Below are 22,084 nucleotides of genomic sequence, written 5' to 3' on the forward strand. Positions count from 1 at the left end.
CTCTTCCACTTGGATCGGCATCAAAACCACCACAAGACGAATCCCTTGAGAACGAGTGTATTCCACCATTTCGTCTGCGACGGCGCACGCTGAGATTCCCCTTTGCCAATATGTATCTTCTCCGTTAACATGCATTCTTTTTGCGGTCGCTCCCGTAGCGATGATAACGGCTTCGGCTTCTATGAGTTCGTCGTCGGACCAGAGTTTGAAAGGATGGGAAGAAAAATCCACCTTAGTGATCGTTTGCGTGAAAATCCTGGTTCCGTATTTTACGGATTGTTCGCGGAAGAGTTGGGTCAACTTGGTTCCATCGATCCCTTCCGGAAATCCGGGAAAGTTCTCCACTTCGGTCGTAGTGGTAAGTTGACCGCCCGCGGCAATTCCCCCGGCCATAAAACCCTCGTACATTGCAGGGTTTAGGTTCGCTCTTGCGGCGTAGATTGCGGCTGTGTGACCTGCGGGTCCGGATCCAATGATGACAATTTTGTGGGCCATGATTTCCTCGAATTAGAATGATTCTAAATTTGATCTATTTTTAGACTCCCATGTTGTAAAGTAGATCCTCTTTTTGACAGAGAATTTTCTGTATTTTTCGTTCTAACGAGGAAGATCCGATCTGAGGGAGAAGAGGCAAAAAGGGAGAATTCGCTTGCCAGAGGACCCTTGTCTTCCAACCTTTCCTCTATCCATGAAAGGATTCTTCTCCTCGGCAGGACGCGTCTTTGCCTTCTTCGCAATCATCTTTTTAGGAACCGAGATTCTTCTCAACGTTCTTCAAGCTCCTTCTCTTCAATACTACCGGGATCAAAAGGTATTACACCGTTACAATCCGATCTACTATGTGGATCTTGCGCCGAATCAAGACATTTATATCCGTCACTTTGCAGGGAAGTGGGAAGGAAGGTTTCGGACCAATTCTTTGGGAATGAGGGGTTTGGAAGAGCCGGATCCTGAAAAACCGAAACTCGCTTGTCTCGGAGATAGTCTTGTGATGGGCTTCGGGGTCGGAGACGAGGATACGTTTTGCAATCAGTTAAACGGAATCGAACTCAAGGGCGGTCCCAGACAATCCATGAATTTAGCCGTGGACGCTTACGGTTCCTTGGGCGCGGTTCGAAGGTTGAAGGATATGGCTCCGAAGCTAAAGAATCTCAAAGAAGTACTCTTTTTCGTTTCGGCAAACGATTTTACGATCCCGGAAGAATTGCGAAACAAAGGAATGCTTTCCGACGACGAAGTGGACGAGATACGGGATAAGGATCCTTCCTTCAATCGGAACTTTCAGATTCAATTCGAACTTTCCAGGGCTTCTTACACCTTACAAGCGTTAAAGCTCGCGATCGAACAACTCAAGGTTCAATACGCGTTCACTACCTTTAAGCTGAAGTCGGAATGGAATTCGACCGGATTTTCTTCGGCGTCGACTCCGGATCAAACGTTGGTCCGTTATATGAAGGATTCTTTTTTCCGTACTCCGCCGAAGGAAAATTGCGATCCGAATTCTTCTTTTGAAACATTAGAAAAGAAGAATGTAGTTGTCGCAGCTCCTACGCCGGAGGTTTTGACGCAGGAAGAATACAAAAAACAATTTTGTCCGGAACCGATCCCCGATTATTTTTCTTGTCAGGATCGGGAGCCGCCCCTTTCTTCTTTGGAACCTTTGCCTCAGATCACTCAGAGGGCCTACGACGAAATGGTGGAATACACTCGTTCTCAAGGGATTCGTCTTGTGGTGGTTTTGATGCCGATCCAAGTGGAAGAGATTTTTTGCAGGAATCGGGGAAAGTATCACCCACTCGAAAACTACGCGCTTCGCGCCGCGTCCTATTTTGAAAAAAAGGGGATTCCCACGCTCAAACTTCGAAAGGAAACTTCTGAGATGTGCGGGGAGGTGATCGATACTCCGAGAGGAAAAAAATTCTCAGGGATTCGCGATTATTTTATTCCCGAAGACGGACATCTTACCGTTCCGGGAAACAACTGGGCGAAACGATCGGTCGTGAAACAACTCAAGGAACTAGATAAGAATGCTCTTTAATTCGGTTCAATACCTCGTCTTTGCCCCCGTTGTCATTCTTGTCTACTTCTGGCTTCCGTCGAGATTTCAGAGATTTTGGCTTTTGGTCGCGAGTTTGTATTTTTACGCGATCTTTAAGATTCCGTTTATTCTGCTTTTAGTATATTCGATTGTTCTAACATATTTTGCGGTAAAGGGAATGGAGTCGACGTCCTCCAAGTTTTGGAAATTGACTTATTTGAACGTGGCGGTTTGGGGAAATCTGGTTCTCTTGTATATGTTCAAATACATGGACTTTTCTTTACACGCATGGAACGTTTTTACGAATTCCGATCCTTGTGATCCGATGTATGTTTCGCTGACCGGCGCAATGCTTCCTATGGGGATTTCGTTTTTTACTCTTCAGGCGATTTCTTATGCGGTCGACGTGTATCGGGGGACGGTTCCGCAAGCGAGAAGTCTTTTTCAATTTGCGCTCTTTCTTTCCTTCTTTCCCCAGTTGGTGGCGGGGCCGATCATTCGCGCCCAGGATATGCTCCATCAGTTTTTGGAGAATTATACTTATAAAAAAGAGAATCTTCTTCCGGGTGTGAGACAACTCGCCTGGGGTCTTTTTAAAAAGACTTTCGTCGCGGATCCGATTTCTTTGACGGTGGATCCAGTTTTTACGAATCCGGGAGCTTACGATTCTCTTTCTTTGCTCATCACTTCCTTTTTGTTTTCGTTTCAGATTTACTGCGACTTCTCGGGTTATTCGGATGTTGCGATCGGAACCGGAAGAATTATGGGGTATAGAATTCCAGAGAACTTTACGAGGCCCTTTCTTTCGCAGACTGTAACCGAGTTTTGGAGAAGATGGCATATTTCTTTCTCATCATGGCTTCGAGATTATATCTACATTTCTCTCGGTGGTAACCGAGTTAGTATTCTTCGAGCGTATTTTAACGTATTTATCACTACCTTTGTGAGCGGTCTTTGGCATGGTGCGGATTGGAACTTTATCATCTGGGGCGCCTGTCATGCGAGTGTGATGGTATTTGAGCGATTTATTTTTTCGTTTTCGATTCTCAAACGTTGGTGGGATCGGATTCCGGAATGGATCAAATACGCATATCCTTTCTTTGTGTTTTCCTTTTCTATGTTTTTCTTTCGTGCAAAGGCGTCTCCAGAATACGGATATAAAACCAGCTTGGATCTTGCGTTTGCGATCGTGAAACGTAGTTTTTCTTTCGAGAGCGGTCAGAGTTTAAGAATTCCGATCGCAGTCTTGCTCGCAGTTTTGGTGTTGTTCGGTTCGGATTATCTGCAGGAGAAAAGGCAGGCCTGGATGGAAAAGATCCAAGACGAACCTTGGGTTGTATATCCTCTCGCAGGAATGATGGTTCTGGTCGGTTTTATTCTTTACAGTGTAACGGTAAGCCAACCCTTTCTTTACTTTCAATTTTGATCTTAGTTTTTGAAGAGCCTGAGGGAACGCGAATGAAGGCGAGAAATCTCTCGACCTCTTTATTTGTTTGAACCTTCGGTTGATTAATGAAACAAGGTCAATTTTTTTTTTGATGAAAATTTAAGAGGGAAACCAGTCCCGATAATCCAAGACATAGAAATATTCTTCCGGAGCACATTTGAGGGACCGTGAAATCTTATTATTTAGAAGATCGAGGTGGAGGATATAACTGTAATTCCTGTGAAACGTAGGACCTCCCTCATTCATAATTCTCACGATCGAATCCCCGACTTCGACACGGTCCAACCAAAGCATATAGTTAAACAGAAAACACCGAGAGACTCCGTGAGCTTGCGCAAGAGCACCCAAAAAAGCCCAACTCCCAGTGCTCATTCGAACGTTCATTCTTTTCATCTTTTTAGGACCTGGAGAATTCTGATACAATGTGTTGCCGGCATTTTTACTCAACCTTGAAGTCGCGGTCAGAAATTTTCCATACCGTCTCAGAAGATCAGGTATTCTTTTAGGAAGATTCTTTCTTTCCACCTCTGAGTAAAACTGCAAAGTATCTTCCGGAATCAACAGAGTAACGATGTTCATTCTATCTTCCTGAAGAGTCGACTTGATAGTATTTCCTGAATGGATCAATAATACGCCCATACTTGGAACGGTTCCAGTAAGGATTCGAAAAGTTCGGTTTTTAAAAAATATGCGAAAAAAAATTAACGAATCTGGAGTCTCTCTAAGATCCTTTTCGTGATCAGGTTCGCCGCAATCGCATTCGGATGGCCGTCGTTTTTGAGATAAAAATCAGTCTTCTTCTCATTGAATTCTTTCAAAAAGTCGGGTCTTGTGTCTAACACGGGAATTCCTTGCTTTGCCGCAATTTCCCTGATTTGATCCAAAAGAGGAGTCGAAGGAAGCGGAGTCAAAGAATGGGTTCCGTTTGGATAAAGTAAAACCGTAAGAGGAATTTTTTCCCTTTTGCAGGCTTCGAAAAAACTTCTCATTTCTTGGAAGGATGGATGATCCGCCGGATGATCGGATAACGTTTCAGGAATCACTTCGGGACCAAGCGCGCGTAACGTTTCAAGTCTTCGATTCTCGCTTCGAATCTTAGAATAATTGTAGAGCGCGCTGTATCTGGACAAAAAAACCGAACCGCGAAACAACATTCTCCCCACAAAAGAATTTCGAAGATAGAATTCTCTATGAACGTCCTGAAGATCGGAAGGATGATAGATCCAAAACGCGGCTTGGGGGCGATGACAGCCTTTTTCGAAGGAAGAATCTTTGCACGAAAGAGTCCTTTCCATTCTTCTTTGAATTCCTCCGGTGCCGAGAGAATCCACTCCGAGATTTCTCACCTGGATTTCTTTTTTCTTTAAGGCCTCCTGCAGTTTCCAGGCGATCGTTTCTTCGTCGTTCTGACCAAAACCGTAAGCGATCGAATCACCCATCAACCAGACTTCCGGCTTGGATCCGGGAATGACCCTTTCCTCCGAGACAAATCTTTCACCGTTCTCGTCCACTCTGACCCGAAACGTAAAACCCGCCGGATGCGGAAGGATCGTATCCGAATTTCGGCAAAGTAGAATCTCAGGAATTTCCCATTCTTCGATGCAATGAACTTGTTTGTCTCTCAACCGATAGATAAGTCCGAACGGGGGAAAAATTCTCATGAGAATTTCACCTAACAATATGCAGGCGATGAGAAGAATTAGGATTTTATAATACGGAAACGATTTCATGGAGAAGGATTGGAATACAGGGAAAGCTCGCATTTTAAGAACATTCTCCTTGCAGGCGGAAGCAGGGCCGGAATTCCGTTACTCCTAAAACGATTGAACTCGGAAAGATTCTTTCTTTTTTCCAAAAGACATTCTTTAAGAAAGAACGCGTAACTTTCCATATCCTTGTCTTTTGCTCTGGAAAATTTTTCGAGAATTCCCTTCACCTTATCCTTATCTTTTTCTTGTAAATGGATTTCTAAGAGATAGAGTAATAGGGAAGAATCTCCCGGAAGAACGACTTCCGCCTTTTCCAGATAAAACGCCGCCGAATTGAGCGCAAGGCCGCTGTCCGCGAGAATCATTCCTAAAGTGCGATTGGCTTCGAGGTGACTCGGATTCTTTTTTAGAACGAGTTCGTACAAGCGCATCGCCTCTGCCGTATTTCCTTTGGAAAGAGAATCTCTCGCTTCCCAGATCATATCCTCGCTGGAAGAGCAGAAAAGAAAGGAGAGCAGGAAAAAAGAGAACGAAACGTATCGGATATTTAGTCTCATAAATACAGAAGTTTTTACTCTCACGTTCAGAAAAAAATAGGGATTAGACCGGTTTTGTCCGGGGTTTCGTTTAGAATTTTCCAATAAACCCTTAAGGCAACATAAAAAAGTTTAATTCTCCTGAGAGGAAACGTCCGAAGGATTTAGTACTTGTTAAACATTTCAGACGGGACTAAAAACAGTGACATCTTCACATAACAACCTACTTCAAAATTTCCAGGAATATCTCTCCGTTGAAAAGGGATTAAGCGACAACTCGATCTACTCCTACGGTTACGATTTGAATAAGTTCAAGAACTTTCTGGAAAAGGAACATATCGATTTCCTTGAAGTCCAGGCGAACGATATCATGCGGTTTTTGAACGAGGAAAAGGATCGAAAGATCAGTTCCAAGACGATCGCAAGAGAAGTGGTCGCAATCCGACAGTTTTACAAGTTCCTAAAGGACGAAAAAAAACTCGATACCAACCCGACTGAAAAAATCGAAACTCCCGAGGTGATGCGCAGCATTCCCGATTATCTGACTCAGGAGGAAATCGAAGAACTCTTCGCTACAATCCGGGAAGACAATCTCTACGAACTTCGCGACAAGTGCATTTTCGAATTACTCTATTCTTCCGGGCTTAGAATTTCGGAAGCCTGCAATCTAAAACTTACGGACATGGATCTGGAAGGGATGACGCTCACCGTGGAAGGAAAGGGCGGTCGCCAAAGACTCGTTCCTTTCGGTGAAAAGTCCTTGGACATTCTGAATCGTTATCTGAAACAAAGCCGTCCTTTCATTCTAAAGGCCAGAAACTGCGATTATCTTTTTGTTTCCAAAAAGGGATCTTATATCAACCGTAAGTCGGTCTGGAGACTTTTGAATCACTACATCAAACGTACGACCATCGCAAAAAAAGTGACCCCTCATACGTTGAGACACTCCTTTGCGACGCACCTCCTGGAAAACCACGCGGATCTCAAATCGGTTCAGGAACTTTTGGGTCATATCGATATCTCCACCACACAGATTTATACGCACATGGCCAATAAAACCCTCAAAGAGGTTCACAAAAAATTCCATCCGAGAGGATAATGGAACAGGGTTCCGATGGATCCAAATCGGAACCCATTCTTCTTTTCGTTAAAATCAAATCGAAATGGACTCCGGTAAAAAGAAAGAATTTGAAAATCTGTTTCGACTTCAGATTCCGTCCCACCCCCGTTATCTTTCCATCATCCGAAGTATGGTTTATAATCTGGCCTTCGAGAACGGATTTACCGCGAGCGATTCAGCCGACCTCAAGCTCGCGGTCGGCGAATGTCTGCTCAACGTCATCAAACATTCTTATGGCGGAAAAAAAAATCTCCCTATCTTTTTGGAAATCGGTCTTTTCGACAATCGGATGGAAATTCGAATTCGCGATTTCGGAAGTCAGAAAAATCTTTCCGAAATCAGAGGTTACGAACCCAATGATTATCGGGAGGAAGGAATCGGTCTTTATTTAGTGAAAAAACTGACGGATCATTTTTATCTGGACCAATCCCTGCCGGAGGGAAACAGGCTGATTCTTACAAAATTAAAATGAATTCATCGCAATCAAAAATTTATTTCCTAATCGTTTTTCTTCCGTTTCTTCTTCTGAATTGTAGAAAAGGACCTTCCATATCGAAAGCGGAAGTTCAAAAACTCAGTAAGGATTATTTTACTCGTCTTTGCACCAAAACCGCGGAATGTGCGAGCCGTTATCTGGAAACGCTGCCGGCTTCCGAGAAGACCTCGGAAAATTCTGCTTACTCCGTGGATCAGTGTATGGAAGAACAAAAGGATCAGAACATTCTTCCGGACGAGTATGAGAAGGTGACGGACGCTCAAATCGCAAAGGTGAAGGTTTGTATGGAAGATCTTCTCAAGGTTCCTTGCGAAGATATGGAGGGAGGAGGAATTCCTTCCTGCCAAGAGCTCTTTCAATCCTCTAAAGACGAATAACGTTTCTACGACCGCGGAGCCGGCGCTTCCCTTTAAACGGAAATTTGCTTCCTGCTTTTCCATTCTTGAAAAACCCAAAATACAAACGTTCCGACTGCGAGCGAGATCAGAAAGTATAGATCTAAAACGCCGGCTCTCGACTCGTCTGACGTTTTTAAAATTTTCGGTAGGAAAGTCATAACAAAGACGATCCAAACATAAAGAATATATATTCTTCGAGGCCAGAGAGCCGCGCGAGATTTTATTAGAAAGGAAGTTTCAAACCAAGGTGAAACGAAAATCAAAAGATAGGCGAGGATTCCCGGAAGTAAACGCCCGATCGTGGGAGATTTTCCGGAAAGATATAAGTAAGTAAATACAAAACTCAAATGGATTCCGTGGACGATAACAAAGGCGGAATAAGGTCTGTTCGAAAGTATCTTTCCAAAGAGCCCCGGTTTATATTCTGAAATCATCAAAACCAAAAATGTGAAAAAAGAGAATCTTCCGGAGTAACGAACGAAAACCCGAAAACTTTCAACGGTGATTTCCTCAAACTGAAAGTAAGTAAGATGTGCCAAGAAGATTTCCACGCCGATCGCCAAAAATAAAAATTGAATTCGATTCATTCACTTCCTCTTTAATTTTTTTTTCGAACGCCCTTTCCGTTTTGATAAAAATCGTTTTCCATTTTTTTGAATTTTCATCGTTACTTTTGCAAACCTGATTTTTACCCTAGGAAGAAACGACAAAATAATTCACTTTTTGTAGATTCGGCTTTGTATTCTATTGACGATCAGCGAGCGTTGGTTTCAAAAAAACTCATCTCCAGTGTCTGTCTTCCGTTCCTATGTAGATCGCGTCCGGTCTTAGAATTCTTTCCTTCCTTTGTTCCAAACAATGTGCCATCCATCCTGCGGCTCTTCCGATTGCAAAGACGGGTGTGAATAAGTCGGTCGGTAAATCCAATCCGTGCAGTAAAAGCGCCGTGTAAAATTCTACGTTCGTATGGAGAGTCCGATCGGGTTTGTATTCTTTTAATAAGCGAAGCGAGGTTTTTTCAACATACATCGCGAGTTCGTAAAAATTCTTCAGCTCGGGAAGTTCGTAGAGTTCTTTTGCGGCCTCGGCCAAGACGTCCGCTCTTGGATCTCTGACCTTATAGATCCGATGTCCAAAACCCATCAGTCTTCCCCCGTTTTCGATTTTGTTTCTGAGATATTCCTCCGCTCTTTCCTGCGTTCCAATTTCGAAAACCATATCCAAGGCAGGTCCGGGAGCTCCGCCGTGCAGAGGTCCTTTCAGAGCGCCGATGGCTCCAGTCGCAGCTGAGATCAAATCGGATTGAGTGGAGGCGATCACCCTCGCGGTAAACGTAGAAGCGTTGAGTCCGTGATCGGCGACCGTATTCCAATAGGTGTTGAGAGCTTTTACCTTTTTAGGGTTCGGAGAAATTCCGAGCATATAAAGAAAATTTGCGGCGAGGCTTAGTTCCGGATTTGGAAGAATCGGATTCAGTCCTTTTTTAAGACGATATACCCACGCAACGATCAGAGGGAAGGTGGCAACCACCGCATAACTTTCCTCTCCTCCGGACGCAAAGGGATCTCCGAGAGATAACGAAGCGGCTCCGATTCTGAGACATTCTATGATGGTCGCATTTTCGGAAGCCGCGATTTCCAAAATGTTTCTTTGAGCTTTTGAAAATCTTCTCTTGGAAACGAGATCCTCTATGATTCTTTTTTTTTGATCATCGTTCGGAAGTTTGTCCTCCAAGAGTAGAAAAAAGGTTTCTTCGAATTCTAGTTTGGATGCAATTTCCTCGATCGGATATCCGGCGATTACAAGTTTGCCGTTCATTCCGTCCACCTTTGAAATCCTCGTTTTTACGGCGGGGACTCCCTCTAAACCGGGACTGTATTTACTTTCTTCGAAAAGATTCATTGTGTTCATGTTGAATTCCTTTATCGTCATTAGTTTACAAGATTGACAAAGAATGATCAATATTGATTTTATAGTCCATACATGAAGACTCCCGTAAAAAAACCGTTTTTATCCGCTTTCGAAGCGGCTCAGGAACTAAACGTCGAAGTGGAAACGATCTATGCCTATGTGAGCCGAGGTCTTCTCCATTCGGAGTCGAGCGGCTCTAAGGATCGAAGCAAACGATATCGAAGGGAAGAGATTGAACGTCTTTTGCTACAAAGGGAGGAAAAACAAAATCCCGGAAAGACTGCGAGGGCAGCTCTGAGTTTTGGTCAACCGGTTCTCGAATCTTCGGTAAGTCTGATCGAAGAAAATGCGATCTATTATCGTGGAAGAAACGTCGACGACTTGGCCGAAAATTCAAATTTTGAAACGGTCGCAAGAATTCTGTGGGACTCGGATGAGTCGTCTTGCTTCGACGAAGAGTGGCCCTGTCTAAACGAAGATTGTCTGAAAATCCTTCCGATCCTTTCCGATCGTCCTTTGATCGATTTATGTAGAATTTTACTCGGAGTTTCGGAATACGAGGATACGAATTCCCTTTTAAAGAATCCGGAAGCCCTGTGTAAGACCGGGACAAGGATCGTTCGATTGTTGGCGCTCTTTGCGTCCAAATCCAAGCGAGGAAAGGGATCGATTGCGGAAACGCTTTGGATCTCTTGGAAAGAATCCGCCGGCGGAAAAAAGGCCGCGCTTCCGGTTCGAGATACGAGTAAGAATCGGATCTTTTCGAACGAGGATAAGAAGGCGATTCGTTTGATAGACGCCTCTCTGATCCTTTCCGCGGATCACGAACTCAACGCTTCTTCCTTTACGACACGTTGTGTGGCATCGACGGACGCGAGTCTTTATCAAGCGGTGATCGGCGGACTTGCGGCGCTTTCAGGAAACCGTCACGGGCTTTTGACGGAAAAAGCGATCGAGCTCATAGAAAGCGCGAGCGCGAGAAAAAAGGAAGAGCGCCTTTTTTTAACGGAACGTTTACGCATGGGAGAGAAAATTCCCGGATTTGGACATCCGTTTTATCGTGAAGGGGATCCCAGAGGAAAAAAATTATTGGAATTATCTGAGAATTTATTTCCAAAGAACAAAGAATTGATATTTGCAAAAAATCTAATAGAGGAAGCGACTTCCCTTTTGGGAGATTATCCTACTATCGACATGGGCCTCGCCGCGGTAAGCCGTACTTTAGGACTTCCCAAAGGAGCCGGTCTCGCTCTATTTGCGATCGGAAGATGCGCGGGTTGGATCGCACACGCGATGGAACAGTATCAGACGGATCAATTGATTCGCCCAAGAGCGCGTTATGTGGGATTGGCCCCCCAGAGATAGACTAAACTTCTTCCTGAAGAATTCCGAGTCGTTTCGGTCTTACCTTTGTGATCTGAGGATTTCCGTCGTTCCCAAGAAAAACGAAAGAGGGGCCCGGGATTTCCTTCAGTCGAACTTTGAAATTTTTTCCCTTTCCGGGATAAATGTCCACTCCGGGAAAAATCTCCTGTTCGACTTCCACATACGAATCCTTGTCGGGTTCGAAACCCATAATCATCGATTGTTCCTGTCCTAGGAGGTTGTTTAGAATTCCAGAATATTTTAATTTGATAGCGGTGAGTTTGGGCAGACTTTCTTTCTCTTCGGCAGTCAATTGTCTTCTTTGGGAATCTTCGTTGAGTTTTACTAAACTTAATTCCACTTTTTTTAGAATGTCCTGATTCTTTTGAACTTCGGATCTTAACTTTTCCAGATCCTCCAAAAGTTCCGGTCGGATTCCGACGGAGACGGAAGTTTTTGTTTCGGCGATGGCGCCTAACTTCGTGCAGATGACCGCCTTTCCCGCGACACAGGTTCCGCCGATCAATTCTCCGCGTCCTCCTCGGATCACGACGGATTCTCCGGCGACGAGTTCCGAGTGCATCGACGCCTCTTCGATAAAAATTGTATTTTTGGAAATGAGTCTTCCCTGTTCCACAAATCGAGTGTAGATGTCGGCTCCGGATTCTATCAAACCTCCGTTGCGTCCCATAAAGCCGCCGGACAAAACGATGTCGCCGCCCGCTTTTAGAAATACTTTACCAACGGATTTTTTTACGATGATCGATCCTTCCGTTTCGAGAGTGAATCCGTCCGCGATCGATCCCTCCACTATGATCGTTCCGGGAAAACTAACGTTGCCGGTCGAGAAATCCACGTTTTCCAAATGACAGACTTCGTCGACGCGTATAGTTCCTTGTCGATCCAGAATCGGTCTTCCGCTGATGAGAGAATGCACCGAGGTTCCGTCCAATGAGAGTCTAACGTTTGCGCCTAATTTCCATTCGGCTTCCTTTCCCGGTTCGTAAGGAAGAATTTCTCCGAAAACATTCTTACCTTCCTTTCCGGGCGCGGGCGAAATTTTCTCCGCGAGCTTTTGATCCTTTGCGACACTTTGGATGATCTGAATGTTTTTAAAATCGACCCGGCCGAACTGGTCTTCTTCGAGATGTGGTGTCGCTGGATGTATGAATAAAATTCTAACGTCCCCGTTTTTTCCGGGAATCGGAGCCGTTCCTTCCGCTATCTGAATCTTCTTTCCGTATTCCGGTTCCGCGGATATCCGATCGATCGTTTCCTGCAAGATTCCGTACTCGATTCCTCTAAGTTGAATCGATTCCTGTATCTGCTCCGAACTCAAAATTTTGCCGCCGTATTTCGGAGGATGGAAAAGAATGAAGGCTTTCATTTTATCTTCCGAGATCTCGATTTCAATTCGAGAGCTTTCAGGTTTGCCGGGCCATTTTCCGATGAGATGGGGAAGTCCGTCCGATTTGAGAACCAATTCTTTGATGATCGTGTGCGAAATTTCCGAGATCTGAAAGAGTTCGATTCTTCTTAGGATCTCTTTTGAATCTACCGATTTCCCTTTTTTACCTGCGGGAAACACGGAGAGATAGGCGAGGCCGTCTTCATTTTCGATTTTGAAGAATGCGTTTTCATTTTCTTCCAGATCCTTGAGAAGAGAATCCGTAAAATTCTTGAGTGAGTCGCTCATCCGGGGTTTCAGTGTAGAAATCATCTTCCTTTTTACAATCGAAATCTCCCGGAAAAACTTGAATGTTTGGAAAGAAATTTCTTTTAGTGATGATGAGAATGATCCTCTTCGGGAGAAGAATGTTGTTCCGTCTGGTGAGAATTCGGAGAATGTTCGTGCTCCGAGTGAGAATGACCCAGTCTAAAGAAAATCATCGAAATTCCCACAAAGACGATGATAATTCCTCCGTATCGAATCACTCCCTGCGGTAATTTGACAAGTAGGTTTCGAAAACCGATTCCGAATAAGAAAAGTGCGGGAAAGGTTCCCAAAAAGAAAATCGACATCACGAGCCAACCGGAACTCGCGCTTCCGGTTGCCAGCGCAAGACTGAACGCAGGATACAAGACGGCACAGGGCAAAAGTCCGGTCACCATTCCGAAAGCCATCGAGGTGGTTGGAAGATTTTTACCTTGTTTGAGAGACGCAAGCAAAGGCCCGGCGAATCGATTTAGAATTTTTTGATAGAATCCGGATCGTTCCGGTGTTCCGTTTTGAATCAGACTGAGTCCGAATCCTATGATAAAAATTCCGGAGATGGCCGCGGCCAATTCGTGAAGAGAGACCAACTTCCCCGCTAGGTTTAGACCGGATCCTAAAATGCCGAAGATGGCGCCTAACGTGGAATAAGAGATCCATCTTCCCAGATTGTAAAAAAGATTCGTTTTATATTTTTGTTCCCCGTTTGCGAGATTGAGGGTTCCCGCGAAAGGGCCGCACATTCCGAGACAATGCAAAGAACTTGTGATCCCGTGAACGAAGGCGATCGAAAGAGTCGTCATAAAAAGTTCACTTTGCATGTCTTCGTTCTCCCGTTTTGGAAACCGGTTTTTTTTCGTCTTCGTCGTCGAAGAGCATCCGATATTTCGGACCTTCAATGTCTTCGTACTGACCCGATTTTAAGGACCAAAAAAATACGACCAAAGCGCCTAGGGCGATAAGCATCGCTAGCGGGATCGTGAGATAGAGTGCGTTCATAGTTTTGTTCTCCATTGCAGCGAGATTGAATTTAACACGACGGAAAGGGAGCTAAGGGTCATAAAACCTGCGCAGATCACAGGAAGCATAAAACCGAAGGCGGCAAGAGGCAGCATGATTGAATTATAAGTTAAGGAAATTAGAATATTCTGAAATACTATGTTTCTCGTCTTCTTTGATATTTTTACGGCGGAAACGATGGAATCCAGCTGATTGCTGATCAGGACAAGATCGGATTTATCGATGGAAAGATCCGACGCGATTCCCATGGAAATCCCGAGATTTGCCGCCGCCAAACAAGCCGAGTCGTTGATTCCGTCTCCGACCATGACTACGGTTTTTCCTTCTTTTTGAGCGTTTTGAATCACCTTGAGTTTTTCTTCGGGTTTGAGTTCGAAGAGGGGATGATCGATTCCGATGAAGTTTGCAAGTGACTCCACCTTGGATTTTGAATCTCCGGAAAGAATTCCGAGAAAGCCGAAAGTCTGCTTTAGTTTTTCGATCGTGTTCTTCGCTTCGGGCCGGACCGAATCTTCTAAAACGAAACTCGCGAGTAAATTTCCATCTTTGCCTAAATAAATCTTACCATCCTGTTTGAAACGACCTCGGGATACGAAGTGCAGATTTCCGATCCGATAAGAAGCGGTTTCACCGATCAATCTGCCTTCCATTCCGGAACCTGGAATTTCCGCGATTTCTTTCCAAGTATAAGCGATCGGTTCCTGGTTTTGGTTTTTTATTTTCTTTCCAATTTCTTTTTTCAGACTTTCCGCGAGCGGATGTGTGGAGCCCGACTCCAAAGAAAGAACGAGAGAATGGATTCTAAGTTTTTCGTCACCGCTTAAAAAACGTTCCTCTTGGAGTGAAAGTTTTCCGGTCGTCAAAGTCCCCGTTTTATCAAAGTAAATCCGATCGGCGCGACTGAGCAGTTCCAATGAATCCGGATTTTTAACCAATATCCCTTTCGAGCTGTGAAGCAGATTACTCACGACGTAAGCTGCGGGAACCGCAAGACCGAGCGCACAAGGACAAGCTACTATCAAAACGCTGATCGTATTGAGAACCGCCGACTCCCAGTTGTGAAAATAAAACCCATTAACGCCTAACGTCGCCAATGCGATCAATAAAACGATCTGGATAAAGTAAGTGGAAAATCGATCCGTCGTTCTTTGTATGCCGGGTTTAGCTTGCAGCGAAGATTCTATGAGCGCGGAGATTCTGGAAAGTGTGCTTTCCTTTGCGGTCGTGGTCGCGAGCAGTTCCGCGTTCGTGCTGAGACACAAAGAGCCGGAGAGAATCGTATCTCCGAGTTTGTGAGTTACCGGTTTGGATTCTCCGGTTAAAAAGGATTCGTCGAAGTAGGCGGTTGCGGATTGTAGAATTCCGTCCACGGGAACTCTGTTCCCGTTCTTGAGAAGAATTCTTTCGTCCACGCGGATCGCGCTCGGCGAGATCTGTGTTTCCGCAGAATCGCGGACGACAGTGTATTCTTGCGGAAGAGTGGATAACAATTCGCCTACCTTTCTTCCGGCTTTTAGGCGGATCGCCGATTCCAGAAATTTACCGATCAGGATGAAAAAGTAAATCGTACATACCGAATCAAAATAGACTTCGCCGATGTCGGTTAACGTTACATAGATGCTGTAAAAATACGCGAGTGAAACCCCCGAAAAAAGAAGTGTATCCATCGTCAGCATTCTTCTTTTGATCGATTCTTTGGCGCCTTTGAAAAAAGGATATCCGGAATAAAGATAAACCGGAGTCGCAAAGATCCAGGAAACGTAATGGAAGAGTCGTTTGAATTCGATTTCTATTCCCGAAAAATATCCCGCGTACAATCCTATGCTGAAAAGCATAATGTTTCCCCAGGAAAATCCGGCAAGAGCCATACGATAGAATAAATCTTTTGAAAATCGGGAGACTCCTGTTTCCGCCTTGAGAGGAGAATAGAGGGAAGGTTCGTATCCGATGCCGGATATGACGGAGAAAATTTCGTTTAGGTCGACGAGACTTCGATCGTAGACGATTTTCATTCTTCCGGTCGCGAAGTTGATCCTCGCTTCCAGGACCCCCTTGTGGTCTCCGAGAACCTTCTCGTTTAACCAGACACAGGCGGAACAGTGAATCTTTCCGATTGTTATCAGCGTTTCACAGATGTCTTCTTTTTTTTGTATTACATATTCTTGATATACTGATTCGGTTTCCAGATTATCCCGGTTTTTTATTTCAGTATTTACGGCCTCGAGTTTTTCAGAACCTCTCAGCGCGTAAAATTGGGTCAGTCCGTTGTCCACCAAAAGAGTGGCGAGGCTTCTGCATCCGCTGCAGCAAAACGTTTCGGTTTTACCGCCGATTTCTCCGAGGACCCTTTCTTTTTCGGTTCGAATCGGAGTGTTGCAGTGAAAACAGTTCGTGACTTGGAAAACGGTGTTCATAAGAATTATTGAATATTCACTTCCGCCGATTTTTGAAGAATTCTTCCCTCGGTTTCTCCCTGCAGATTCAGGATCCATAAACCGCTTTCCGGAATTTCAACCTCTCCCCGGTAAGTGCCGGAATTCTTCGGATCTTCAGTCAAGGGTATCGAACGATTCCATTCGTCGGTCGCGCCTCTTTCCAAAAGAATATTCAATTTTGCTCCCGTTACCGGTCGGTCCGCTTTTCTGAATCGAATCGAGAATAAGTTTTTTCCTTTTTTGATATTCTGCGGAGAAGAAAAGAGTTCGCTCTCGTAGGAATATCCTTCAGCGATCATTTTTCTTTGTTCGAGAATTGACTTTTCATAGTTGAGTCCTTTTTCGTAATACCCTTTTTCGATCGGTCCCGTATAACCTTCACTCGCGTAACGAATCGTTACTACGGTCGCGGCGATCAGAGCCGCGAATGCGACTCCGATCCAGACAAAGGCGAGTTTCATACTTTTGTGTAGTGCCATCCGATTTTTCCTTATTCTATCCTTATTTGATCGGGATTCTAAACGGGATTGTCTTTTTTAATTGAAAATTCGGATTCTTTAAGTCTGTGATTCGAAGGGAAATCTGATGCGTCGGCTTGGAATTGTCTTCCGGAAGAGGCGTCGTTTCGAGGATGATTCTAAAATCCTGAGAATCGTTGCCTGAAACCTGAATCGCAGGTTTTTCCGTTCCGCCTAACAAAATATGTACGGGCGATCTAAGAGTACTGTCCGCGACTTCCACTTTGAGTTCTCGTTGTTCGAAGGTTAGATTCAATAGATGTCCGTTGTAAAAATTTCTTACCAACCCGCCGGGAACTTCCATAGGTTGTATGATTCTATCCGGAAGAACGTTAGCGTAAAGCGGAACTCGATTGTAGAGAAGGGTTCCCGCCGCGATCAAAACGCAAAGCAGGAGAGTTCCGTAGACCAAACTCCTCGGACGAATCCATCGGACTTTCGTTCCCGGTTGATAGGCCTGTGTTTCGGACATATATCCGATCAGGGTTTTTTTGCCTTCCTTTCCCATGGTTTTTGTACAGGCGTCCACACATTTTCCGCAGGCGATACAACCCACATTCGTTCCTTCCCGTATGTCGATACCCGTGGGACAGACCACCAAACATAGATTACACGCAGTGCAGTCTCCTTCCTGAACTCCCGCCTTACGTCTCGGTTCGCCTCGTTTGAAGTCGTAGGTAACGTTAACCGAATTCGCGTCCATCATCACGGTTTGGAATCTTGCGTAAGGGCAGGCGTATTTGCAGAATTGTTCCCTCACGAACGCCATGTCGAGATATAGGGTAGCGGTAAAAAACGCGGTAAAGTAAGTCCATACCGGAGGGCTCGCGAGAAACGCGGAAGATTTGACTTCGTTTATCATTTCGTAGGGATCCGCGAAGTAGGAAACCCAAGCCAAGGCTCCGAGTATGCTCACGAGAATCCAGAGAAAGTGAACGAGCGCCTTGCCGGGTTTTGACGCGTCTTTTTTTCCGTATTTGGAACCGAGGATCGTTCTTCCGATCCAGTCGAAGACATCCGTAAAAACGGTCTGAGGACAGGCCCAACCGCACCAGACTCTTCCGATGAGAGTAGTAAAGAAAAACAGGGAAAGTCCCATTCCTATCAAGAATAGGTGAAGATAGTATCCTTCCTGCGGAGTAAAAATATTTCCGAGCAGATAAAACTTTCTATTCGGAATATCGAGCCTGATGAATGGATGTTCGCCCCAACGGAGCCAAGGAAGAAAAAAATAAACGGGAAGTAAGATCGCTTCTACTAAATATCTTGCCGAACGGATCTTACCGGTAATATGCCTGGAGATGACCACAAAAGTCCTCCTTAGTGGTCTCCGGAAAGAATGAGAAACAAAACTCAGTCTGCATTCTACATTCTTCCCCGAGTATAAACGATCGAACCTTGGACGAAATCGAAATCAGAATTAAGATTCCATCCAAGGATTTCATAAACTTACTTGGACGCCTTGAGACTTGCGTTTTGGGTCGCGAGCCAAGCCATCACCTGATACACTTTTTCGGAACCGAGAGAATTTTCATGCGGAGGCATCGGTCCTCTTCCCAGTTTCGTTTTGTCGACGGCGATGCCTTTCATGATCGTCGCGTAAACTTCGGAATCCAACGAACCGTGGATCCATTCCGCGTCGATCAGGCTCGGGCCGACCAAACCTTGTCCCGTTGGACCGTGGCAAGCTGCGCAAACCGTTTTGAAAGTTTTTTCACCTTCCGCGATCGCGTCCGCGTTTCCACGCAGAGGATTGCTTCCGTCATTGCTCGTTACCGCAACGGCTTTCGGGAATTTCGCTTCGTGTTCCTTCACTTCGTTTTCATAGGCGACGTCTTGTTCCCAGCTCGAAAACTTATGATAGTAAATCGAATAAACCGCCGCGACTACGATGCAGATCACGAAGATCCATTTCCACCATTCCGGCATCGGATTGTCCGATTGTTTGATACCGTCGAAATCTTTATTTGAATCATGCGTCATGGATCAGTCCTCCTCCAGCATTCTATACTTTGGATCTTCCATTTGTACCTTGCGTTTCTTGTTGTAGACGTACGCGGTGATAAGACCGATCGCCAAAACAAGAACTGGTAGTCTTGCAAACTTGTAGATTTGAATCAGTTCCAGTTCCATACTTGCCTCACTGAATCGACTTGGACAACTCTGCTGTGTCCTTTCCTAACTTGAGGAGATAGGCGATGAGCGCGTCTCCTTCCGTTTTTCCTTCCAGTTCTTTTACGGCGGAAAGATAATCGGCATCCGTATAGGGAACTCCGACTTTGGAAAGACCTTTCATGTGATTCACGATTTCTTCCGCGTTCACTTTCGCACTTTCTTCGAACAACCAAGGATAAGCGGGCATAACGGATCCGGGAGAAGTGTCTCTTGGATTGATCAAGTGAGTTTTATGCCACGCGTAAGAAGGTTGGATCTGAGATTCGTGAGCGAGATCGGGCCCGGTTCTTTTGGATCCCCAGAGAAACGGATGATCGTAGACGAATTCTCCCGCTTTGGAATAACCGTCTCTTCCGTAAGATTTGGAAGGATCAAAACGATCCACTTCCCATTTGAAAGGACGAATCATTTGTGTATGACAGTTGTTACATCCTTCTTTTTGATAGATGTCTCTTCCTGCGAGTTCCAAAGCCGAGAACGGTTTCACTCCTTGAATCGGAACCGCGGTTCTTGAGATGAAAAACGGAGGAATCAACTCGAAGATACCGCCGATCAAAACCGCGATCGTAGTATAAACGGTGAACTTAACTCCTTGTTTTTCCCACTGATCGGTAAAACCGGAAAACCAATCCAAAAGTATGTCGAATAGTTTCATGCTTTTCCTCCTTCTTTCACTCTCAGATCCACTTCTTGAAAGCCGGAACCGGAAGTTTGAATCGTTTTGATCACGTTATAGATCATAACAAAAACTCCGCTCAAATAGAGAACTCCGGCCACGCCTCTTGCGAAGCGGAAAGGTTTGAGAACCTCGGTGATTTGCACCCAGTTCGGGTATTGAAGAAATCCTTTCGAATCGATGGCTCTCCACATAGAACCTTCCGTGATTCCGGAAACCCACATCGATACGATATAAAGAAGAATTCCGAGCGTCGCCAGCCAGAAGTGAGTGTTCGCAAGTTTTTCGGAATAGAGATTGGTGTTCCACAATCTTGGAACCAGATAGTAGATCGCAGCGAAAGACATCATTCCCACCCAACCAAGAGTTCCGGAGTGAACGTGACCCACGATCCAGTCCGTGTTGTGACCGAGTGCGCTGATGGAGCGGATGGAAAGAAGAGGTCCTTCGAACGTAGACATACCGTAGAAAGTGATCCCAACGAGCATCATCTTGAGAAGAGCGTCCGTCTTGATTTTTTCCTTAGCTTGCGTCAAGGTAAGAAATCCGTTGAGCATTCCGCCCCAAGAAGGCATCCACAACATGATCGAAAACGCCATACCGGTCGTTTGAAGCCATTCCGGAAGAGGAGTGTTTAATAAGTGGTGAGGACCCGCCCAGATATAAATGAAGATCAAAGACCAGAAGTGAATGATCGACAATCTATGGCTGTAGATCGGTTGTTTGATATGTTTCGGAAAGTAGTAATACATCAAACCCAAGAACGGAGTCGTTAAAACGAACGCGACCGCGTTGTGTCCGTACCACCATTGGATGTTTGCGTCGTAAACTCCCGAGAAAACCGAATAGGACTTAGTCAGTCCGACCGGAACGGAGAGGTTGTTTACGATAAAAAGAATAGGCACGGTAACGAACGAAGCTATGTAAAACCAGATCGCCGCGTAGAGTTGTTTTTCCTCTCTCGTAAAGATCGTCGCAAAGAAGTTCACGATGAAGATCACGAACCAAACGACGATCAAAAGATCCAGAGGCCATTCCAGCTCGGCGTATTCTTTGGACTGATTGAGTCCTAAAGGAAGAGTGATCGCCGCGAGCAGGATCGTCAGATTGTATAAAACAAAATGAATCTTTGCCAGAGAGTCGCTCCAGATTCTAACTCTGCAGAGTCTTTGGATCAGGTGATACGCGGTTGCAAAGATGATACTCAGTGCAAATCCGAAGATGGCTGCGTTTGTGTGCAAGGGTCTGATTCTTCCAAAACTGAAATACTGCGTAAAATTCAGTTCCGGATAAACCATTTGAAATGCGGCGAGAACACCCACTAACATGGATGCGACTCCCCAAACCATAGCCGATATGATGAACCCTTTTACGATTGAATCGTTGTATTTGGCGTTCGTTTGGCTCATGAGATTTTGTCTCCTGATTCGATTATTCCTTCGGTCTAAACTCTCAAAGTCAAAAAATTATATACTATTTTAAGAAAATAGAATATTCCTTTTTTAATCTAGAGTTCTATTATTTTACCTTATACGAAAACCGACCTGGAAAGAAAAGAAATCCCAGCGCGGTTTCATTGATCTGCGACATGATAATTGTCAAGTTCGTCGGGATTGCTTGGAGTTGAGGGAAAAAGGGTCCGGAGGAATATGGGCTTTCCAAGATGAAAAGGTTTTGAGATTCTTTCTCAGAATTGACTTCAGTGGTGTGTGGGAGTTTCCAAATTCGAAATTCCCCGCAGAGCTTCCAGATTCAAAAAGCGAATTCTGTTTTTGTGAATTTCAATCCAATCCCGATTTTTAAAATCGGAAAGCGCCCGAACCAAAGTTTCGGTAGTCGTTCCGACCATCGAGGCCATGATTTCCCTTGTGAGATTCAATTCGATTTCGGGTTCGTTCCCCGAGGCGGTTTGGAAGGAGATGAGAAGTTCGGCGAGTTTGCTATGGACTTGTTTGGTCCCTAGGGCCACAGTCTGATCTTCCAATTCTTTCCATTCGAGAGCCATTTGTTTGAGGATTTCCAGCTGAAGTTTTGGATCTTCCTTCATCAGATCTTCTAAAATCCCTTTTTGGATATAACAGGCTTCGACGGGTTCCAGAGCTTCCGCGTTTTGAGAGAACGTTTTTCCCGCCAAAAGATCTCGAAAACCGACCCATTCTCCCGATCTTCGGATGGAGAAGGTCTGTTCTTTGCCGGAAGAAGAATTTCGAAAGATCCGCACGCAACCGGATTTGATAAAATAAAAACCGTCTGCTTTATCGCCTGAATGGATTACGATTTCACCCTTACGGAAATGTCTAAATTCTTTGCTGGAATTGATCTTATCGAGGGTGTCCATCGAAACACATTTCAAAACGGATTTGTGTCGATTTGAACAAAAAAAACAGTCAGGGGCGAGATGATCCTCGTTCACAAAACCCAGGCTCTCCGCGATTTTCGAGATTGTAAATGCATTTTGTTCTCTAAGCGATGGGACGGTAAAAAAATGAAGATCAAAAAAACCGTTCGAGATTTTTCTCTTTCTTT

22 protein-coding genes and 1 pseudogene are annotated in these 22,084 nt (G+C 44.9%); 6 read left to right on the forward strand and 17 right to left on the reverse strand.

Going from position 1 to position 22,084, the window contains the following annotated elements:
- Positions 1-495, reverse strand: a 495-nt coding sequence (locus tag CH376_RS15675; protein WP_165783634.1) for an FAD-dependent oxidoreductase, incomplete at its 3' end; no start/stop codon positions are given.
- 193 nt (positions 496-688) lie between these two features.
- Here CH376_RS15675 and CH376_RS15680 point away from each other — a divergent pair.
- The gene (locus CH376_RS15680) at positions 689-2,038 is read left to right on the forward strand and encodes an LA_2490 family SGNH/GDSL-type esterase (RefSeq protein ID WP_100786353.1); all 1,350 of its coding nucleotides are present in this window, start codon (positions 689-691) and stop codon (positions 2,036-2,038) included.
- Positions 2,028-3,464: an MBOAT family O-acyltransferase gene (locus CH376_RS15685; protein WP_100786354.1), complete on the forward strand. Its 1,437-nt coding sequence runs from the start codon at positions 2,028-2,030 to the stop codon at positions 3,462-3,464. The genes CH376_RS15680 and CH376_RS15685 overlap by 11 nt, the downstream gene beginning before the upstream one ends.
- A 120-nt stretch (positions 3,465-3,584) precedes the next feature.
- Here the strand turns inward: CH376_RS15685 and CH376_RS15690 are convergent, their stop codons facing one another.
- From CH376_RS15690 to CH376_RS15700, 3 genes and pseudogenes are all read right to left on the reverse strand, one after another.
- Entirely contained in the window at positions 3,585-4,124 is a 540-nt protein-coding gene (locus CH376_RS15690) for a DUF1564 domain-containing protein (RefSeq protein ID WP_100786355.1), read from the reverse strand.
- Between the two features lie 62 nt (positions 4,125-4,186).
- Positions 4,187-5,215, reverse strand: coding sequence for an LA_2486 family SGNH/GDSL-type esterase (locus tag CH376_RS15695; protein ID WP_100786356.1), 1,029 nt, complete (start codon positions 5,213-5,215; stop codon positions 4,187-4,189).
- Positions 5,216-5,226: 11 nt separating this feature from the next.
- A pseudogene (locus tag CH376_RS15700) lies at positions 5,227-5,835 on the reverse strand (tetratricopeptide repeat protein); the annotation flags it as partial.
- Positions 5,836-5,932: 97 nt separating this feature from the next.
- On the opposite strand from CH376_RS15700, the gene xerD reads away from it, so the two are divergent.
- The 3 genes from xerD to CH376_RS15715 all read left to right on the forward strand — a co-directional run bounded on the left by xerD (position 5,933) and on the right by CH376_RS15715 (position 7,723).
- Positions 5,933-6,829: a site-specific tyrosine recombinase XerD gene (gene xerD, locus CH376_RS15705; RefSeq protein WP_100786358.1), complete on the forward strand. Its 897-nt coding sequence runs from the start codon at positions 5,933-5,935 to the stop codon at positions 6,827-6,829.
- A gap of 64 nt (positions 6,830-6,893) precedes the next feature.
- Positions 6,894-7,322, forward strand: a complete 429-nt coding sequence (locus CH376_RS15710; RefSeq protein ID WP_100786359.1) for an ATP-binding protein — start codon at positions 6,894-6,896, stop codon at positions 7,320-7,322.
- Complete coding sequence (locus CH376_RS15715) at positions 7,319-7,723, forward strand: LA_2478/LA_2722/LA_4182 family protein (protein ID WP_243394761.1); 405 nt, start codon at positions 7,319-7,321, stop codon at positions 7,721-7,723. Before CH376_RS15710 ends, CH376_RS15715 begins: the two co-directional genes overlap by 4 nt.
- 32 nt (positions 7,724-7,755) lie before the next feature.
- On the opposite strand, the gene CH376_RS15720 is transcribed toward CH376_RS15715, so the two are convergent.
- Positions 7,756-8,331 carry a hypothetical protein gene (locus CH376_RS15720; protein ID WP_100786360.1) on the reverse strand — a complete coding sequence of 192 codons (576 nt, stop codon included), beginning with the start codon at positions 8,329-8,331 and terminating at the stop codon, positions 7,756-7,758.
- Between the two features lie 193 nt (positions 8,332-8,524).
- Positions 8,525-9,655: a citrate synthase/methylcitrate synthase gene (locus CH376_RS15725; RefSeq protein WP_243394762.1), complete on the reverse strand. Its 1,131-nt coding sequence runs from the start codon at positions 9,653-9,655 to the stop codon at positions 8,525-8,527.
- Between the two features lie 72 nt (positions 9,656-9,727).
- On the opposite strand from CH376_RS15725, the gene CH376_RS15730 reads away from it, so the two are divergent.
- Entirely contained in the window at positions 9,728-11,020 is a 1,293-nt protein-coding gene (locus CH376_RS15730) for a citrate synthase family protein (RefSeq protein WP_100786361.1), read from the forward strand.
- 1 nt (position 11,021) lies between these two features.
- Here the strand turns inward: CH376_RS15730 and CH376_RS15735 are convergent, their stop codons facing one another.
- The 11 genes from CH376_RS15735 to CH376_RS15785 form a co-directional block, all read right to left on the reverse strand.
- Complete coding sequence (locus tag CH376_RS15735; protein WP_165781780.1) at positions 11,022-12,716, reverse strand: DUF342 domain-containing protein; 1,695 nt, start codon at positions 12,714-12,716, stop codon at positions 11,022-11,024.
- An 83-nt stretch (positions 12,717-12,799) separates the two neighbouring features.
- The gene (locus tag CH376_RS15740) at positions 12,800-13,555 is read right to left on the reverse strand and encodes a sulfite exporter TauE/SafE family protein (protein WP_100786363.1); all 756 of its coding nucleotides are present in this window, start codon (positions 13,553-13,555) and stop codon (positions 12,800-12,802) included.
- Positions 13,545-13,733 carry a cbb3-type cytochrome oxidase assembly protein CcoS gene (ccoS, locus tag CH376_RS15745; RefSeq protein WP_100786364.1) on the reverse strand — a complete coding sequence of 63 codons (189 nt, stop codon included), beginning with the start codon at positions 13,731-13,733 and terminating at the stop codon, positions 13,545-13,547. Before ccoS ends, CH376_RS15740 begins: the two co-directional genes overlap by 11 nt.
- The gene (locus CH376_RS15750; protein WP_100786365.1) at positions 13,730-16,168 is read right to left on the reverse strand and encodes a heavy metal translocating P-type ATPase; all 2,439 of its coding nucleotides are present in this window, start codon (positions 16,166-16,168) and stop codon (positions 13,730-13,732) included. The genes ccoS and CH376_RS15750 overlap by 4 nt, the downstream gene beginning before the upstream one ends.
- A gap of 5 nt (positions 16,169-16,173) precedes the next feature.
- Positions 16,174-16,668 carry a FixH family protein gene (locus CH376_RS15755; protein WP_100786366.1) on the reverse strand — a complete coding sequence of 165 codons (495 nt, stop codon included), beginning with the start codon at positions 16,666-16,668 and terminating at the stop codon, positions 16,174-16,176.
- A 22-nt stretch (positions 16,669-16,690) separates the two neighbouring features.
- Positions 16,691-18,016, reverse strand: a complete 1,326-nt coding sequence (gene ccoG, locus CH376_RS15760) for a cytochrome c oxidase accessory protein CcoG (RefSeq protein ID WP_100786367.1) — start codon at positions 18,014-18,016, stop codon at positions 16,691-16,693.
- Positions 18,017-18,156: 140 nt separating this feature from the next.
- Positions 18,157-18,690: a cbb3-type cytochrome c oxidase N-terminal domain-containing protein gene (locus tag CH376_RS15765; protein ID WP_100786368.1), complete on the reverse strand. Its 534-nt coding sequence runs from the start codon at positions 18,688-18,690 to the stop codon at positions 18,157-18,159.
- 3 nt (positions 18,691-18,693) lie between these two features.
- A complete protein-coding gene (locus CH376_RS15770) occupies positions 18,694-18,840 on the reverse strand; it encodes a cytochrome oxidase maturation protein (RefSeq protein ID WP_069607514.1) in 147 nt (48 codons plus the stop codon).
- A gap of 7 nt (positions 18,841-18,847) precedes the next feature.
- Complete coding sequence (gene ccoO, locus CH376_RS15775) at positions 18,848-19,537, reverse strand: cytochrome-c oxidase, cbb3-type subunit II (RefSeq protein ID WP_100786369.1); 690 nt, start codon at positions 19,535-19,537, stop codon at positions 18,848-18,850.
- On the reverse strand, positions 19,534-20,967 hold the full coding sequence (gene ccoN, locus CH376_RS15780; protein WP_100786370.1) for a cytochrome-c oxidase, cbb3-type subunit I: 1,434 nt from the start codon (positions 20,965-20,967) through the stop codon (positions 19,534-19,536). Before ccoN ends, ccoO begins: the two co-directional genes overlap by 4 nt.
- Before the next feature lie 290 nt (positions 20,968-21,257).
- Positions 21,258-21,980, reverse strand: coding sequence for a Crp/Fnr family transcriptional regulator (locus CH376_RS15785; RefSeq protein ID WP_420843562.1), 723 nt, complete (start codon positions 21,978-21,980; stop codon positions 21,258-21,260).
- Positions 21,981-22,084: the final 104 nt, after the last annotated feature.

This window comes from Leptospira adleri, from assembly GCF_002811985.1.
Taxonomy (GTDB): domain Bacteria; phylum Spirochaetota; class Leptospiria; order Leptospirales; family Leptospiraceae; genus Leptospira; species Leptospira adleri.

Excerpts from the sequence above, each read along its gene's own strand:
- CH376_RS15680 (WP_100786353.1), top strand. The coding sequence starts at position 689 with ATGAAAGGATTCTTCTCCTCGGCAGGACGCGTCTTTGCCTTCTTCGCA.
- CH376_RS15685 (WP_100786354.1), top strand. The coding sequence starts at position 2,028 with ATGCTCTTTAATTCGGTTCAATACCTCGTCTTTGCCCCCGTTGTCATT.
- CH376_RS15690 (WP_100786355.1), bottom strand. The coding sequence starts at position 4,124 with ATGGGCGTATTATTGATCCATTCAGGAAATACTATCAAGTCGACTCTT.
- CH376_RS15695 (WP_100786356.1), bottom strand. The coding sequence starts at position 5,215 with ATGAAATCGTTTCCGTATTATAAAATCCTAATTCTTCTCATCGCCTGC.
- CH376_RS15710 (WP_100786359.1), top strand. The coding sequence starts at position 6,894 with ATGGACTCCGGTAAAAAGAAAGAATTTGAAAATCTGTTTCGACTTCAG.
- CH376_RS15715 (WP_243394761.1), top strand. The coding sequence starts at position 7,319 with ATGAATTCATCGCAATCAAAAATTTATTTCCTAATCGTTTTTCTTCCG.
- CH376_RS15720 (WP_100786360.1), bottom strand. The coding sequence starts at position 8,331 with ATGAATCGAATTCAATTTTTATTTTTGGCGATCGGCGTGGAAATCTTC.
- CH376_RS15725 (WP_243394762.1), bottom strand. The coding sequence starts at position 9,655 with ATGAACACAATGAATCTTTTCGAAGAAAGTAAATACAGTCCCGGTTTA.
- CH376_RS15730 (WP_100786361.1), top strand. The coding sequence starts at position 9,728 with ATGAAGACTCCCGTAAAAAAACCGTTTTTATCCGCTTTCGAAGCGGCT.
- CH376_RS15735 (WP_165781780.1), bottom strand. The coding sequence starts at position 12,716 with ATGAGCGACTCACTCAAGAATTTTACGGATTCTCTTCTCAAGGATCTG.
- CH376_RS15740 (WP_100786363.1), bottom strand. The coding sequence starts at position 13,555 with ATGCAAAGTGAACTTTTTATGACGACTCTTTCGATCGCCTTCGTTCAC.
- ccoS (WP_100786364.1), bottom strand. The coding sequence starts at position 13,733 with ATGAACGCACTCTATCTCACGATCCCGCTAGCGATGCTTATCGCCCTA.
- CH376_RS15750 (WP_100786365.1), bottom strand. The coding sequence starts at position 16,168 with ATGAACACCGTTTTCCAAGTCACGAACTGTTTTCACTGCAACACTCCG.
- CH376_RS15755 (WP_100786366.1), bottom strand. The coding sequence starts at position 16,668 with ATGGCACTACACAAAAGTATGAAACTCGCCTTTGTCTGGATCGGAGTC.
- CH376_RS15765 (WP_100786368.1), bottom strand. The coding sequence starts at position 18,690 with ATGACGCATGATTCAAATAAAGATTTCGACGGTATCAAACAATCGGAC.
- CH376_RS15770 (WP_069607514.1), bottom strand. The coding sequence starts at position 18,840 with ATGGAACTGGAACTGATTCAAATCTACAAGTTTGCAAGACTACCAGTT.
- ccoO (WP_100786369.1), bottom strand. The coding sequence starts at position 19,537 with ATGAAACTATTCGACATACTTTTGGATTGGTTTTCCGGTTTTACCGAT.
- ccoN (WP_100786370.1), bottom strand. The coding sequence starts at position 20,967 with ATGAGCCAAACGAACGCCAAATACAACGATTCAATCGTAAAAGGGTTC.